Below are 13,429 nucleotides of genomic sequence, written 5' to 3'. Positions count from 1 at the left end.
ACCATCGCGGCGCGCCCGATCCGATCACGGCATCCGGGCAGCGGCGCTGCCGCCGGTGATCAACGGCCACAGACGATCCGGACCACCTGCGACGACCTCGTCTCCAATCTCGCGGGCCCACCGGGCACCGTCGCCGTACTCACGCGACCACGCCCACAGCCTGCGGGTCAGGTGATGCAGTGGGTACTCCCGGGTCGCTCCCATCGCGCCGTGCGCCTGATGCGCTGCCCGGGTGGCGATCCGTGCGACATCATCGGCGACCGTCTTCGCCGCCGACACCTCGAATCGTCCGCCACCGCGTTCCACCTCGCGTCCGGCGATCTCGGCGGCCATCGCGGCGACCGCGGCCTGTTGCGCCAGATGCACCAGATGCTGTTGCACGGCTTGGAATTCGCCGATGGCACGCCCGAACTGCTTGCGTTCCCCGGTGTAGCGAAGCGTGATCTCCAGGACTCGCTCGACCGCGCCCGCCATCAGCGTGACGCGGCTCAACGCCCCGCGCACCGCGAGCGTATCCGGGTCGACGCCGGCGGGGGCCGGATGGACTTCGATCGGCACGACCTGGTCCATATACACGGTGTCGCGCGGTTCACCGGCGAGGTTGGCCTGCTCGTCGACGCGCACTCGCGCGCGCGCCAGCACCGCGACCGACCAGCCATCCCCTTGCGGAACAAGCAGCACGACGCGCTCTGCCGTGCGCGCCCACGGCACTCGATGCACGACACCGGTCACACGCCTGCCATCCCAGCTCACACTGTCTTCCGATCGCGCGGGAACCACGGTGATCGGTCCATCGCCGACGGTTGCCCCGGCCGCGGAGAGCAGCCAGCCACCGAGCATTCCCGTCTCGGCGAGGGGCAACGGCACCGCGTGACGTCCGGCGACCTGGAGCACCGCCAGCGCGTCGCCGAGCGACCCCCCTTGTCCGCCTGCGCTTTCCGGGACCGATATCCACGGCAAGCCTGCGTCGGCGACGATATTCCAGGCATCGGGGGCCCAGCCGGAGTGTTCAGCGACCAGACGCTCCTGTTCTGTACACGCCTTCGCGAAGATCGATTCCGCGACCTCGACCAGTAATGGGTCGCTCATCGTGCCAGCCCCTTCGCCACCACGGACCGTAGGACCTCGATGGTCCCGCCACGAATCGTGAATACCGGACCGGTCAGCACGGCCGCGCACAGCAATCGTTCGAACGATGACGGCGAATCGGTCGCAGGCTCGCGGTCGAGAAGGTCCTGCAAGGCCTCGACCAGGTCCTGTTCGAATCGGGTTCCCAACTCTTTGATCAGTGCGGCCTGCTGAACCGGTGATTCCCCGGCGTCCACCGCGCGCGCCAGCGCCAAAGTCGAGTTGCGCAGTACCCACCAGGTCGCGGTGACCCGGCCGAGCAGGATCCGGGTTCGCTCACCCAACCGATCTACGGTCGCTTCACGCAGGAAGGCCGTGACGACCGGATAGGTCGACAGGAACCGGTCCGGTCCCCCGCGCTCGAACGCCAACTCGGCCGTGGTCTGCCGCCAGCCGCACCCGACATCGCCGAGTACCAGCTCGTCGGGCACGAAGACATCGCGCAATTCCACCTCGTTGAAATCCACACTCCCGTCCAGCAAGGGGATCGGGCTCACCCGCACACCCGTGGACCCCAGGTCCACCAAGAACTGAGTCAGACCGGCGTGCCGGTCCGGCTCGTCGCTGGTGCGACACAACGCGATCATCCATTGGTTCCGATGCGCGCCAGTGGTCCAGACCTTGGTTCCCGACAGCGACCAGCCACCTTCGACCTTCGTCGCCCTCGTCCGCACCGCTGCGAGGTCGCTGCCCGCGTCCGGTTCGCTCATTCCGATGGAGAACCCCAGTTCACCCCGGCAGATGCCGGGCAGCAAACGCCGCTTCTGCTCGCTCGTGCCGAACTTGTCGATCACAGCGCCACTCTGCCGATCGGCGACCCAATGGTGCCCGACAGGAGCACCGACTGCCAGGAGTTCCTCGGTCACGATGAAGCGATCGACTGCTCCGCGCTCGGACCCACCGTATTCCTTGGGCAGAGCCATACCGAGCCAGCCCCGCTCGCCCAGTTTGCGCGAGAAATCCGGGTCCGCGGCGGCGCCCATGCCGAGACCGGGCTCGAATCCGGCATCGCGCAACTCCTCGACGAGGAACTCGCGCACCTCCTGTTGCAGCGATATCTCCTCCTGCGTGAGCTCGGTCGCGCGGAAACGCACACCCGATCCTCGATCCTTCACCATGCGCACTCCAGCTTCTCCTCGCGCACGCGGCAATACGTCGCCCCGCCTGCTGCCCCACAACGAACCTATCTCGATTACGGTAAATAATATAGCTAATTATTCCCCGAGCCTACGGAAGGCGTACCGAATGAGCGACGACGAGAACATCGACCCCTGGTCGATCACCCCCATCCCGCAGGGCCAGGGATACCAAGGCATGCTGCCCGGCAGCCGATTTCGGACCGGCAGCCGCACGATCACCGAATCCGATCTGATCGCCTTCGTCACCCTCGCCGGGTTGAACGAGCCACTCTTCCTGGACGAGCGAGGCTCCCTCGAAGCGGGCCATTCCGGTCGAATCGTTCCCGGCACACTCACCTTCGCTTATGCCGAGGGCCTCGTCCTACAGACCGGCGTCCTGCACGGCACCGGCATAGCCTTCCTGCGTTCCGAACTGAGCATCAAGGCTCCGGTCGTGGTCGGTGACACCATCACCGTGCTGATCGAGATCCTGGAATCCAGACCTACCGGCAACGGCACCAGAGGCGTGGTCACAACCAAGAATTCCGTCATCACGCGGGACGGAACCGTCGCGCTCGAGTACCAACCGGTACGCCTGGTCCGAGGTCGATGACGCTCGAACGTCGACGACCGAAGGTATATAGATATATCATTGTACTTTTAAACCCTGTTTTCGACTCGCGCGGGCCATACACTTGCCCTGCTGAGAAAGGATCGTGACCGGATGACCCCGATCGTGGCGGCTGCCGACACCGAGGAGCAACAGTCCCTTGCCGAGGCCCTGACGCAGTTGTTGGAACGGGACTGGAACGAAGGGCGTGCACACAAGGCAGTCGCCGAACCGCACACCGTCAGCGAGCGTCCGCTGTGGTCGGAGATGGCAGCACTCGGCGTCGCCGGTTTGCCGATACCGCAGCTTCAGGGCGGATCGGGCGGTCGATGGTCCGATCTCGCAGTGGCCCTCGAGATCTGCGGAGCGGCGATCGCGCCGACTCCGGCGGTGGCCGCGGCAGGCGCGATCGGCGCGCTCGGCATCCTCGATACCGATACAGCGGCACGACCGCTGGCCGACATCGCGGTCGGCGACACGGTGATCACAGTCGCCTGGACCCCACACGACAAGATGTGGGGCGCACCGGGAGGATTTCTCGCCACCGGCGACAGCGGTACCGTCTCGGTGACCGGCTCTGCCGCGCTCGTGCTCTCACCGGAGGCCGACACCGCGCTGGTGCTGGCCGAACATTCATCCGGGCCGGTCCTCGTAGCGGTTCCCCTCAGCGGAAGGGGAGCCCGGATGCGGCGAGCAGCGGGGCTGGACCTGCTGCGTCCGCTGGGCGAACTGCGCCTGGACCGGGTCGACGGCATCGTCCTGGCACGCGGCGATGTCGCGCTGCGAGCTATCCGCCGTAGTCTGGTGACCGCGAGTACCGCACTGTCGGCCGAACTCGTGGGTCTGGCGGCGCACTGCCTCCAGGGGGCGGTCGCCCACGCCCGACAACGCGAACAGTTCGGCCGGGTGATCGGATCGTTCCAAGCCATCAAACACAAGCTCGCCGATATGCTGGCCGGGGTGGAACTCGCCCGTACCACGACCAGGAATGTGGCCGAATTACTGGATTCGACCGCCTCCGACGACGCGCTGGACGACGCGGCGGCGCTGGCATTGCTGGAGTCGATCGCGGTCGCCAAGCAGGTGAGCGCCGATTACATCCAAATCCTCGGGGGCGTCGGCTACACCTGGGAACACGAGGCACATCTCTATTATCGTCGCGCGGGCGCGGCAGCCCCGCTGTTCGGCGGTCTCGGTACGCACCGCGACCGACTGGACCCAACGACACATCCCGCACAACAACACGATTCGACAGACACGACGTGGCAGGAAGGCAGCGCCGCCGCCGAACTCACCGCCCGTGTTCGCGACCTGCAACCGACCTACAAGGAAAAGTGGGGCGAGGACGACTCGTTCGAAGCGCGGCTCGACTGGCAACGGCGGCTACACGAGGCCGGTTGGATCGCGCCGCAATGGCCCGCCGAGTTCGGCGGCCGCGGGCTCGACATCATCGATCAGGTCGCCTGTGACCGGGTACTGGCCCAGCTGCGCACTCCCATGCTGGCCGGAATACTCGGTGTCAACAATGTCGCGCCGACCCTGATGCGTTACGGCACGCCGCAACAGCAGCGGCATCTGCGTGCCATCCAGTCCGGTGCGGAGATCTGGTGCCAGGGCTTCTCCGAACCCGGCGCGGGCAGTGACCTCGCGGGGCTGCGAACCAAAGCCGTCCTGGACGGCGACGAGTTCGTGATCACCGGGCAGAAGATCTGGACCTCGGAGGGCATGGAGGCTACCCACTGCCTACTGCTTGTCCGTACCGACCCGCACGCTCCGCCGCACAAGGGCATATCGGCGCTGCTGGTTCCGATGGACACACCGGGAATCACCCGGCGTCCGATCACCCAGATCACCGGTGAGGGCGGATTCGCCGAGGTGTTCTTCGACGGTGTGCGGGTTCCTCACGACGCACTGCTCGGACCACTGCACGAGGGATGGAAAGTCACGATGACCACGCTGGGCTTCGAACGCGCAGGCGTCATCGTGCTGGCAGCGGGCTTGGAGCAGAGCGTTCACGATGTGGTCGCCGCACTCGCGGGGCGCGAACTCGACACCGGTACGCGGGCCGCGCTGACCGACCGGCTCGTCGAAGCCCGCGCGCTGGGCTTGCTGGGCAAACGCGCGCTGGGCAAGATCGCCAACGGTGGAGCCCCCGGCGCCGAACATTCGGTCATCAAGCTGGTCTGGAGTCTCACGATGCAGGCCATCGGGGACACCCATCTGTCCGCGTTGGGGCTCGAGGGCATCACCAAATCGAAAGGCATTGCCGCTCAACGTGATTATCTCAGCTCACGAGCGGCGACGATCGCGGGAGGGACTACCGAGGTGATGCGCAATATTCTGGCCGAGCGTGTACTCGGACTGCCCAAGTAGTCGATCAGGACCCGACGACGAACGTGGCCCCGGTAAAAACCACCGGGGCCACGTTGTCGCGAGGCGACGCGACGACGGACTATCGCGGACCGAAGCGTTGCGCGCCGTCGATCCGGATGGTCTCACCGTTGAGGTACGGATTCTCCAGGATGTGTTGCACCAGAGCGCCGTATTCGTCCGGCTTGCCGAGGCGGCGCGGATTGGGGATGTTGGCCGCGAACGCCTTCAGCGCCTCCTCGCCGACCGACTCCATGATCGGCGTGCGCATAGTTCCCGGCGCGACGGTGCACACCCGGATGCCGAGGGCTCCGAGATCGCGCGCGGCCACGATGGTCATCCCGACCACACCCGCTTTGGCGGCCGAGTAGGCGAGCTGGCCGATCTGCCCCTCGTACGCGGCGATGCTGGCGGTCATCACCACCGCGCCGCGCTGACCGTCCTCATCCAGGACGTTTTCGGCCATGGCTGCGGCCGCGAGCCGCAGCACGTTGTAGCTTCCGGTGAGATACAGATCGACCGTCTTGGTGAACCCGTCGAGACCCGAGGGCGATCCGTCACGGCCGACCACCTTCTCGGCAACGCCGAATCCGCCGTGCGCGATCACCGCGTGCCGCAACGTTCCCAACTCTGCGGCGGCCTCGACGGCGGCGCGGACACTCGCCTCGTCGGTCACATCGGTGCGCACGTACCCGACCTTCGAACCGAGTTCGTCGGCGAGTTTCTCGGCGCGGTCGTCGGCCAGATCCGCGATGACGACCGATCCGCCGGCATCGACGATCCTGCGCACGACGGCCTCACCCAATCCACCGGCACCGCCGGTCACCAGCGCCACACTGTTCGCCAGTCCCACATCTCCTCCAAACATCGCAATTAGTTACATAATTATGCTACTGCAATGAGAGGGGCTGTACCAGCGTGCCCGGTCGGCGGTTCCGCTACTGCAGTACATCGAGCACGGATTCCTCCGGATTCGTGATCATGAAGTCCTTGACCTGCGTCAGGTGCTTGCGCCAAAATGCGACCGCCTTGTCCGCATCCTTGTCCCGGATCAGCTGGGCCAGTTTGACGTGCGCTCGATGCGCCGCCAGAACCGTGGATTCGACCTCGACGTCACCACGGTGTTCGCGCAAGAATTTCTCGACGTGGCTGGCGACGATCGAGTAGAGGATGTCGAGGAGAACCATCATCGTCTGATTACCCGCGAGGCTCATCAGCAGACGATGGAATTCCAGGTCGTAACGCTGACTGAAGGCAACCGGATCGTCGAGTACCCGTTCACCCTCGGCCACCATCTCATCGAGTTTGCGAAGGTCGGCCACCGAACGTTTGCGGGCCAGGATCGCCACCGCGGCCGACTCCAGTTGAACTCGGGCTTCGTGCACATCGGCGAGGGTCGTCCTTCGGTACTGCAACAAGGTGCCCGCGTACCGCGCCGCCGCGTCGATATCCGGCAGCATGACGCGCGCCCCGCCACGAGCGCCGCGCCGGATCTGAATGACCTGCTCGGACTCCAGGATCCGAAAGGCCTCGCGCAGGGTGGGCCGGGAGACTCCGAACTGCTCCATGAGCTCGGTTTCCGGCTTCAAGGCGTCGCCCTCACGCAGCTCACCGGTCACGATCTGCCTACGCAGATGGGCGGCGACCATCTCGCCCGCCTTCGGCACTCGAACGACGGTCGACCTTGGCATGGCGGACATCGACTCCCCTTTGCGCTTTCGGTTAACTGATACCACTATTATCACCGATGGGATTCCGACCGCGCGCACCACAGCCTGTTGTCGGTGATACGTCGAAATGCCCTCCGATGACTACCGACCGTCGATCTGGAGACGTCGTCGCGTAGGGCGAATCAATTCAAGCGCCGGGGCGGATTCCCGACGCGCGTGTGCCGAAGAGATCGGTCTCAGCCCGCGGACCGAGAGAGACCGCGTCCCAGCGCTGCTGATCGTTGCCGATGCGGGCATGCTTGGTCCAGGATCGCATGATCGACAGTTCATCACCGATGACCCTGACCACCTGACCGCTGATGTGGCCCGCCCGCGGACCAGCCAGCCATGCCACCACGGGAGAGGATGTCGCCGGATCGTTGGGATCGAACGCACCATCCGGACGCTCGTCCGACTCCAACTCCGACTCCGGCGCCGTCGCGTCGCCGCTGATCGTGCCGAACAGCCGGGTGCTGCCGGTGGGACTCAACGCGTTGACGGTTACCCCGATCTTGGCCAGCTCCAGATTCAGCGTCTGCGTCAACCCGACGATCGCGGCCTTGGCCGTCGCGTAGTTGGTCTGCCCGAAATTCCCCCACAGGCCCGCGCCCGAGGTGGTGTTGATGATCCGCCCGTACACGGTGCCGCCGTTGCCCTTGGCGAGCTCACGCCAGCGCCGGGCGGCGGCGCGGCTGGTGAGCCATGTTCCCCGGACGTGCACGCGCATGACGAGATCGAAATCCTCGACGGTCATGTTCCAGATAGCCTTGTCACGCACGATCCCGGCATTGTTGACCAGTATGTCGAGCCTGCCGAACTCGTCGAACGCCCTCGCCACCATCGCCTCGACCTGCTGTTCGTCCCCGACATCGCCGTAATCAGCGATGGCGATGCCGCCACGGGCGGTGATGATGTCCACCACTTCGTCGGCGTCACGCCCCGCACCTTCTCCCGACACACTGGATCCCAGGTCGTTCACCACGACGGTGGCACCGTGGTCGGCGAGTTCGATCGCGTGCCCGCGGCCGATTCCATGGCCCGCACCGGTGACGAGCGCCACTTTGCCTTCGAGAAGACGTGTCATTTCGCGGATTCCTCGACTCTCATATCAATTATCTAACTTATTTAACTAATTATACTCATCCGGGAACGGATCCCCAGCCCTCACGTCCGCCCTGTTCACCGCCCCACAGGCGTCGAGATCAGCGTCTTGCCGAGAATCTCGACGTCCCGGCGGAACTCGTCCAGATTTCGGCTGACCGGCTCGATCACGATGGTGTCGATACCCGCCTCGACGTACGACGGGAGACGCGTGGCCACCAGGTCGGCATAGCGTTCGGCACCCTCGCGCAGCAGATCGGCCTCGAACGGGGTGAACGCGATGTGCAACGGCGGCCTGTCCGCTCGCTCACGCTGCTCTTGCATGACACGCACCTGCGCACCCAACTGGGCGACATTTTCCAACGGCGGGGTGCCGGTCATCGCGGCAATCTCTGTGGACACCCCCATCGGAATCCAGCCCTCGGCCGATGCGACAGCACGACGTCGCGCGGGTGCGCTGTTCCCGCCGATCCAGATCGGCGGGCCGCCCGCCCGCACCGGATCCGGAAGCATCCGGTGGCCGCGCGCGGGAAAGAACGGACCGTCGTGGTCACGACCGGACCAAGCGGCACGCATCGCTTCGACCGCCTCCTCCGCGATCGCGCCCCGGCGCACGAAATCCGCGCCCAGCGCTTCGAACTCGGGTCGCAGATAGCCCGCGCCGAGCCCGACGACGGCGCGTCCGCCGGACAGCACATCCAGCGACGCGATCGCTTTGGCCGCCAGGTAGGGGTTGCGATAGCCCGCGACCATCACGTAGGTCATCAGCTGTAGACGCCGCGTGGCCGCCCCGATGTAGGCCAGCGAAACGAACGGGTCGAAAGCGTGATGCCCGCCTTCGGCCAGCCAGTCATTCGAAGGAAACGGATGCTCGCTCATGGCGAAGCCGTCGAAGCCGGCGGATTCCACGATACGGCCGACCTCGGCGAGATCACCGCCGAGCCGCCACCGGTCGTAGTGCTTGACCGCCCGCATCGGAAACAGCACAGCGAAACGCATCGATCCTCCTCGACGACTGCGACGGCGTCCGGGCAAGGTGCCGCATCGAACAGTCATATAGGTAGATATTTAATCTGATAGTGTCCTTTTGGCAAGCACCGGCGTGTCCGCCGACCAGAGAGGGCCACCGACGATGAGCGACACGACCCGCGTGACAGATCCACTCTCATTGGCCGATATCCTGGCGATCCATCCGATCGGTGGAGCCGAATTCCTCGGTCCGGCACGCCCCGTGGCCGAACCGAGGGTGTTGGGAGGCGTCACCGCGGGGCAGGCGGTCCTGGCCGCGTGGGCCACCGTTCCCGGCGGCAGATCCGTCCACTCCCTACAGGGCACCTTTCTGCGCCCCGGCTACGGCGATCTCCCCGTCACCTATGGAGTGCATCCCAGTCATGACGGCGGCTCGTACACCACCCGGTCGATCAGCGCGAGGCAGCGAGATCACATCATCTTCACCGGCACGGTCTCGTTCCAGGAACCCGAGCAGGGGCCTACCTACCAACTGCCGCGATTGTCGGCTCCCGCACCGGAGAAGGTCCTCCCGGCCGACCGAATGTTCGGCGACGATCTCACTACTCTGGCCTGGTTGTCTGCCATCGAGCGAACAACCCTGCTGGAGTATCGCTTTCCCACCCCTCCGGTGAGGGTGGCAGGCGCGCGCGGCGCGGCGGTCGCACCGTGGCACCAGGTGTGGATACGCCCTCGCAGCCCCATCCCCGGCGACGACCCGATGCACGCGGCCGCACTCGCCTACCTGACCGACGTATTGCTGCTCTCCACGGCACTGGGCCCGCACCGCATCACAACAGAGGACCCCGATCTCCGGTTCGCCACGGTCAATCACAGCGTCTGGTTCCACACGCCGTGCAAGGTCGACGACTGGCTGCTCTACGAACAAGAGGGCACCTGGGCCGGATCAGGACGCGCACTGTGCCGCGGCTCGGTCTTCCATCGCGACGGCACCCTGGTCGCTACCGTCATGCAGGAAGGGATGATCCGAGTCGCCCCGTGATCACTCGGCTTTGCGAGTCGAGGGTCTCGGCCGCCGGGCTTCCGGTGAGTCCGCGGCAACGCCGGAACCCCCTGCGGCGCACACCGAATCAGTCGGACGAGATGGTGCGGCGGATCGCCTTCTTGTCCAGTTTTCCGATACCGGTCTTGGGCAGTTCGTCCAGCACCTCGAGTTGCTCGGGCACCTTCTGCGCCATCAGACCCGCCTGCCGTAGATACCCGGCGAGTTCGGCGAGTTCGGGAGCCGCCGCGCCGGGCCGCAAGGTGACCACGGCGCACACCCGCTCGCCCCGCTCCTCGTCGGGCAATCCGATCACCGCGACTTCCGCGATCGCCGCATGCCCGGCGATCAGCGACTCCACCTCGACCGGTCCGATGTTCTCGCCCTTGCGAATGATCACGTCCTTGAGCCTGCCCGTGACCTCGACGTGCCCGTCGGCGCGCACATGGCCGAGGTCGCCGGTGCGGAACCACCCGTCGGCGGTGAACGCCTCGGCCGTCTGCGCCGGATCGGTGTATCCGGCGAACAACGTGTCCCCTTCGAGTTGTATCTCGCCATCCCTGCCCACCACCGACCGGCCCGTATCGTCGACGACCCGCACCCGCAGACCCGGAACGGGCTTGCCTTCGGTATTCGCCAACTGCTCATCGCTGTCGTCCGGTGCGGCCACGCAGATCATCGGCGCCTCGGTCATGCCGTAATCGTGCGCGACGGTGACCCTCATCTCGTCGCGCACACCGGTGTACACGCTGGGCGGGCAGGGCGCGCCACCACCTTTGAGCAGACGCAGGCTCGGTACGAGCGATTCGCCGTCAGGCAGCTTCCGTTGCTCGGAGAGCAGGGCGTTGTAGAACACTGTGCTTCCGCCGGTGAACGTCACCTTGTGCTTGCGCCACAACGGCACGGCTGTTGCCGGATCGAACGCCTCTAGCAGCACCGAGGGGAATCCGGCCGACAACATCGACATCAGGTACACAACGCCGCCGACGTGTGCGATCGGAAAGGGAATCGAGCCGACCTCATCGGCCACATGCCCCAATTGCCCTTGTGTGGCGAATCCCCGCGCAGCGGCGAGCAGCGACCTGTCGGTGTGCCGCACTCCTTTGGGCAGCCCGGAGGAACCCGACGTGAAATAGATCCATCGGACCTCCTTCGCGACACCGGTCACCGGGGGCAGCGAGGACACGTCCGGAGACGCGGGTGCGTCCACGCCGATCGTGAGGATCCGCGGAGACCACGGCAGGCCTTCGGCCATCGCGACGTAATCGGTGCCGCGCCAGATCCCCGGAACCAGGATTACCTCGGCGGCCGACGAGGCGACCGCCGAGGACACCTCGCGTTCGCGGTAGATCGGGATGATCGGCGCCTGAACCGCGCCGAGCCTGGCCAACGCCGCCATCACCAGCGCCGTACTGATCCGGGTCGGCAACTGCCACGCGACCCGCGTGTCCCGGCCGATGCCCTGCGCGTGCAATGCCGCGGCGACCCGTTCTGCCTGATCCCGGAATTCGGCGAATGTCAGGGAGTGGTCCCGTTCATCGAAGAGGATCGGACGGTCACCGGACGATTCGGCGCGACGCGTTATCAGGTCCCAGAACCCTTGCACCGCATGAAGCTCGCCGGAGTCGATGAGATCGTGATCAGCACTTCCAGACACTTCGAGCCTTCCTTCACTCGACCAGGGACACCTCGGAACTATATAGTGAAATCATTTCACTGTTATTCGAACAGCGCTGCGATCAGCTAGCCTGCTCACCATCGACAAGGAGCACGCCCATGACCACTCGCTTCCGCCGAATCGGCGCCGATCGGTCGAGCGATCTCGCAGCGCTGGTGTTGCGCGCGACCCTCGGTCCGATGCTCGTGGCGCACGGCTGGAACAAGGTCGCCGGCCCCGGCGGCCTCGAAGGGACCATCCGCTGGTTCGACGGGCTCGGCCTGCGGCCCGCTCCGGCACACGCCAGGATGGCTGCGGCCACGGAGATCGCCGCGGGCATGGGACTCGCACTCGGACTCGCGAATCCGCTGCCCGCGGCGGCGACGGTCGGTCTGATGTCGGTCGCCGCGGTCACCGATCACCGAGGCAAGGGCTTCTTCGTCTTCAAAGGCGGCTGGGAGTACGTCGGTGTCGTCGCGGGTGCCGCCGTGGCACTCGCCGGTCTCGGCCACGGCGCGCTGTCGGTCGACCGGATGTTCGGCCGCACACGGTCCGGCGTCGGCCCCGCCGTCGCCGCGGCCGCTCTCGGCACGGCGGCCGCCGGGGTACTGATCAAGCTGTGCTACCGACCCGATTCCGCATCCGACGACAACGCGCAGGACCGGTCCGACGACCGAACACGCGAACCGAACGCCTCCAGTTGATCACCCTCTCGCGCACGTCCGAGCCCGGTTTCACCTCATACTCGGTGTGGTATTCGAACATCGGCCCATCGGAGAACCACACCACGCCCACCTCTGCGCTCGGCACTCGCAGCCGTCATCGTCGAGGATCCGTGGGACACCGATCAACGCCATACCGACCGCCCCTTTGTGCCGCGGCCGGGTCGCCGAGTCGACGACACAGAAGGCGATTCTCTCGCTAGCGTAGTACTCGTGCAGGATCGGCTCCCCCATTCGGTCATCGCTTCTTCAACACCGATCGGGCACGGCGCGGCGGCGTGCGCTGCCATCGACAGCGACTACAGGTCGACCGCCCGATCTGTTCCGGCAGTTCGAGCATTCGCACGAACATCGCAGGTACGAACTGCGCATGCGTGACACGATGGCGCTCAGCGCTTCCAGCGCGGGCCGCCGCGTCGAATTCGCCGCGCAACCACGACGGCACCACCACCGCGCCGAGTGCCAGCGACCAGCCGAGCGGAACCGCGTGATCCAGCGAGCCCGCACACGGGTACGCGGTCCGCGCCCCGCAATGTACTGCCCTCGACCCGGTTCCGGCGAATATCCGGCCACCGCGTGCGCGTGGTCCTGGAACCCGACGTGGTCACCGCCGCCCCGAGTATGCGCTTTCGGCGCTTTCGCGGTGACCCGCTGGGCCGGATCGCCCAGCTCGGCCGATGCGACAAGAACCATGGCGCCGCGATCGCGGACGATAGTTCGGCTTCATCGAAGTTGAGATGCCAGTTCACGGTCGCACAGGACAGCACGGACTGCGCTGCCGCCCAGTCTATTTCAAATATGCCGCTGTTGACCATCAGTATCGCGATGTGAACGCCGCGACGAAGACCGCGATCGGCCCGTCGACGGGCAAGCACCACAATAGATCGCTAATTCAAATAATAGATCTAAGACGATGTCTCACATGGTTGCTCGTGCCTTGGCGAGTTTCTTGAAGCCGGTCAGTGCCGCGGCAAGTGTCAGAAAACCCAGGAAATGAGTTCCC

The 13,429-nt window shown here is 65.8% G+C and carries 12 protein-coding genes; 5 read left to right on the top strand and 7 right to left on the bottom strand.

Annotation, left to right across the window (positions count from 1 at the left end; all coding sequences use genetic code 11):
• Positions 1–24: 24 nt before the first annotated feature.
• Positions 25–1,089 carry an acyl-CoA dehydrogenase family protein gene (locus tag DAT37_RS21220; RefSeq protein ID WP_109526578.1) on the bottom strand — a complete coding sequence of 355 codons (1,065 nt, stop codon included), beginning with the start codon at positions 1,087–1,089 and terminating at the stop codon, positions 25–27.
• Positions 1,086–2,246, bottom strand: a complete 1,161-nt coding sequence (locus DAT37_RS21215; RefSeq protein ID WP_232839909.1) for an acyl-CoA dehydrogenase family protein — start codon at positions 2,244–2,246, stop codon at positions 1,086–1,088. The genes DAT37_RS21220 and DAT37_RS21215 overlap by 4 nt, the downstream gene beginning before the upstream one ends.
• A 127-nt stretch (positions 2,247–2,373) precedes the next feature.
• Between DAT37_RS21215 and DAT37_RS21210 the strand changes: the two genes are divergently transcribed.
• Together DAT37_RS21210 and DAT37_RS21205 are read left to right on the top strand one after the other, a co-directional pair.
• Positions 2,374–2,859: a MaoC family dehydratase gene (locus tag DAT37_RS21210; RefSeq protein WP_109526576.1), complete on the top strand. Its 486-nt coding sequence runs from the start codon at positions 2,374–2,376 to the stop codon at positions 2,857–2,859.
• A 111-nt stretch (positions 2,860–2,970) separates the two neighbouring features.
• The gene (locus DAT37_RS21205; RefSeq protein ID WP_109526575.1) at positions 2,971–5,229 is read left to right on the top strand and encodes an acyl-CoA dehydrogenase; all 2,259 of its coding nucleotides are present in this window, start codon (positions 2,971–2,973) and stop codon (positions 5,227–5,229) included.
• Positions 5,230–5,308: 79 nt separating this feature from the next.
• On the opposite strand, the gene DAT37_RS21200 is transcribed toward DAT37_RS21205, so the two are convergent.
• The 4 genes from DAT37_RS21200 to DAT37_RS21185 form a co-directional block, all read right to left on the bottom strand.
• On the bottom strand, positions 5,309–6,094 hold the full coding sequence (locus DAT37_RS21200) for an SDR family oxidoreductase (RefSeq protein WP_109526574.1): 786 nt from the start codon (positions 6,092–6,094) through the stop codon (positions 5,309–5,311).
• A 70-nt stretch (positions 6,095–6,164) separates the two neighbouring features.
• A complete protein-coding gene (locus DAT37_RS21195) occupies positions 6,165–6,926 on the bottom strand; it encodes a FadR/GntR family transcriptional regulator (protein ID WP_109526573.1) in 762 nt (253 codons plus the stop codon).
• A gap of 157 nt (positions 6,927–7,083) precedes the next feature.
• Positions 7,084–8,019 (bottom strand): SDR family NAD(P)-dependent oxidoreductase, encoded by a 936-nt coding sequence (locus tag DAT37_RS21190; protein WP_109526572.1) that lies wholly within the window; start codon positions 8,017–8,019, stop codon positions 7,084–7,086.
• Between the two features lie 95 nt (positions 8,020–8,114).
• Positions 8,115–9,035, bottom strand: a complete 921-nt coding sequence (locus DAT37_RS21185; protein WP_109526571.1) for a TIGR03619 family F420-dependent LLM class oxidoreductase — start codon at positions 9,033–9,035, stop codon at positions 8,115–8,117.
• A gap of 151 nt (positions 9,036–9,186) precedes the next feature.
• On the opposite strand from DAT37_RS21185, the gene DAT37_RS21180 reads away from it, so the two are divergent.
• A complete protein-coding gene (locus DAT37_RS21180) occupies positions 9,187–10,047 on the top strand; it encodes an acyl-CoA thioesterase (RefSeq protein ID WP_157978600.1) in 861 nt (286 codons plus the stop codon).
• An 88-nt stretch (positions 10,048–10,135) separates the two neighbouring features.
• On the opposite strand, the gene DAT37_RS21175 is transcribed toward DAT37_RS21180, so the two are convergent.
• Complete coding sequence (locus DAT37_RS21175; protein WP_232839908.1) at positions 10,136–11,704, bottom strand: class I adenylate-forming enzyme family protein; 1,569 nt, start codon at positions 11,702–11,704, stop codon at positions 10,136–10,138.
• A gap of 119 nt (positions 11,705–11,823) precedes the next feature.
• Between DAT37_RS21175 and DAT37_RS21170 the strand changes: the two genes are divergently transcribed.
• Both DAT37_RS21170 and DAT37_RS21160 read left to right on the top strand, forming a co-directional pair.
• The gene (locus DAT37_RS21170) at positions 11,824–12,408 is read left to right on the top strand and encodes a DoxX family protein (RefSeq protein ID WP_109526568.1); all 585 of its coding nucleotides are present in this window, start codon (positions 11,824–11,826) and stop codon (positions 12,406–12,408) included.
• A gap of 600 nt (positions 12,409–13,008) precedes the next feature.
• Entirely contained in the window at positions 13,009–13,257 is a 249-nt protein-coding gene (locus DAT37_RS21160) for a hypothetical protein (protein WP_157978599.1), read from the top strand.
• Positions 13,258–13,429: the final 172 nt, after the last annotated feature.

Origin of the sequence: Nocardia aurea (assembly GCF_003123685.1) — a bacterium.
GTDB classification, from domain to species: domain Bacteria; phylum Actinomycetota; class Actinomycetes; order Mycobacteriales; family Mycobacteriaceae; genus Nocardia; species Nocardia aurea.
This window is presented reverse-complemented; position numbering and strand designations above follow the sequence as displayed.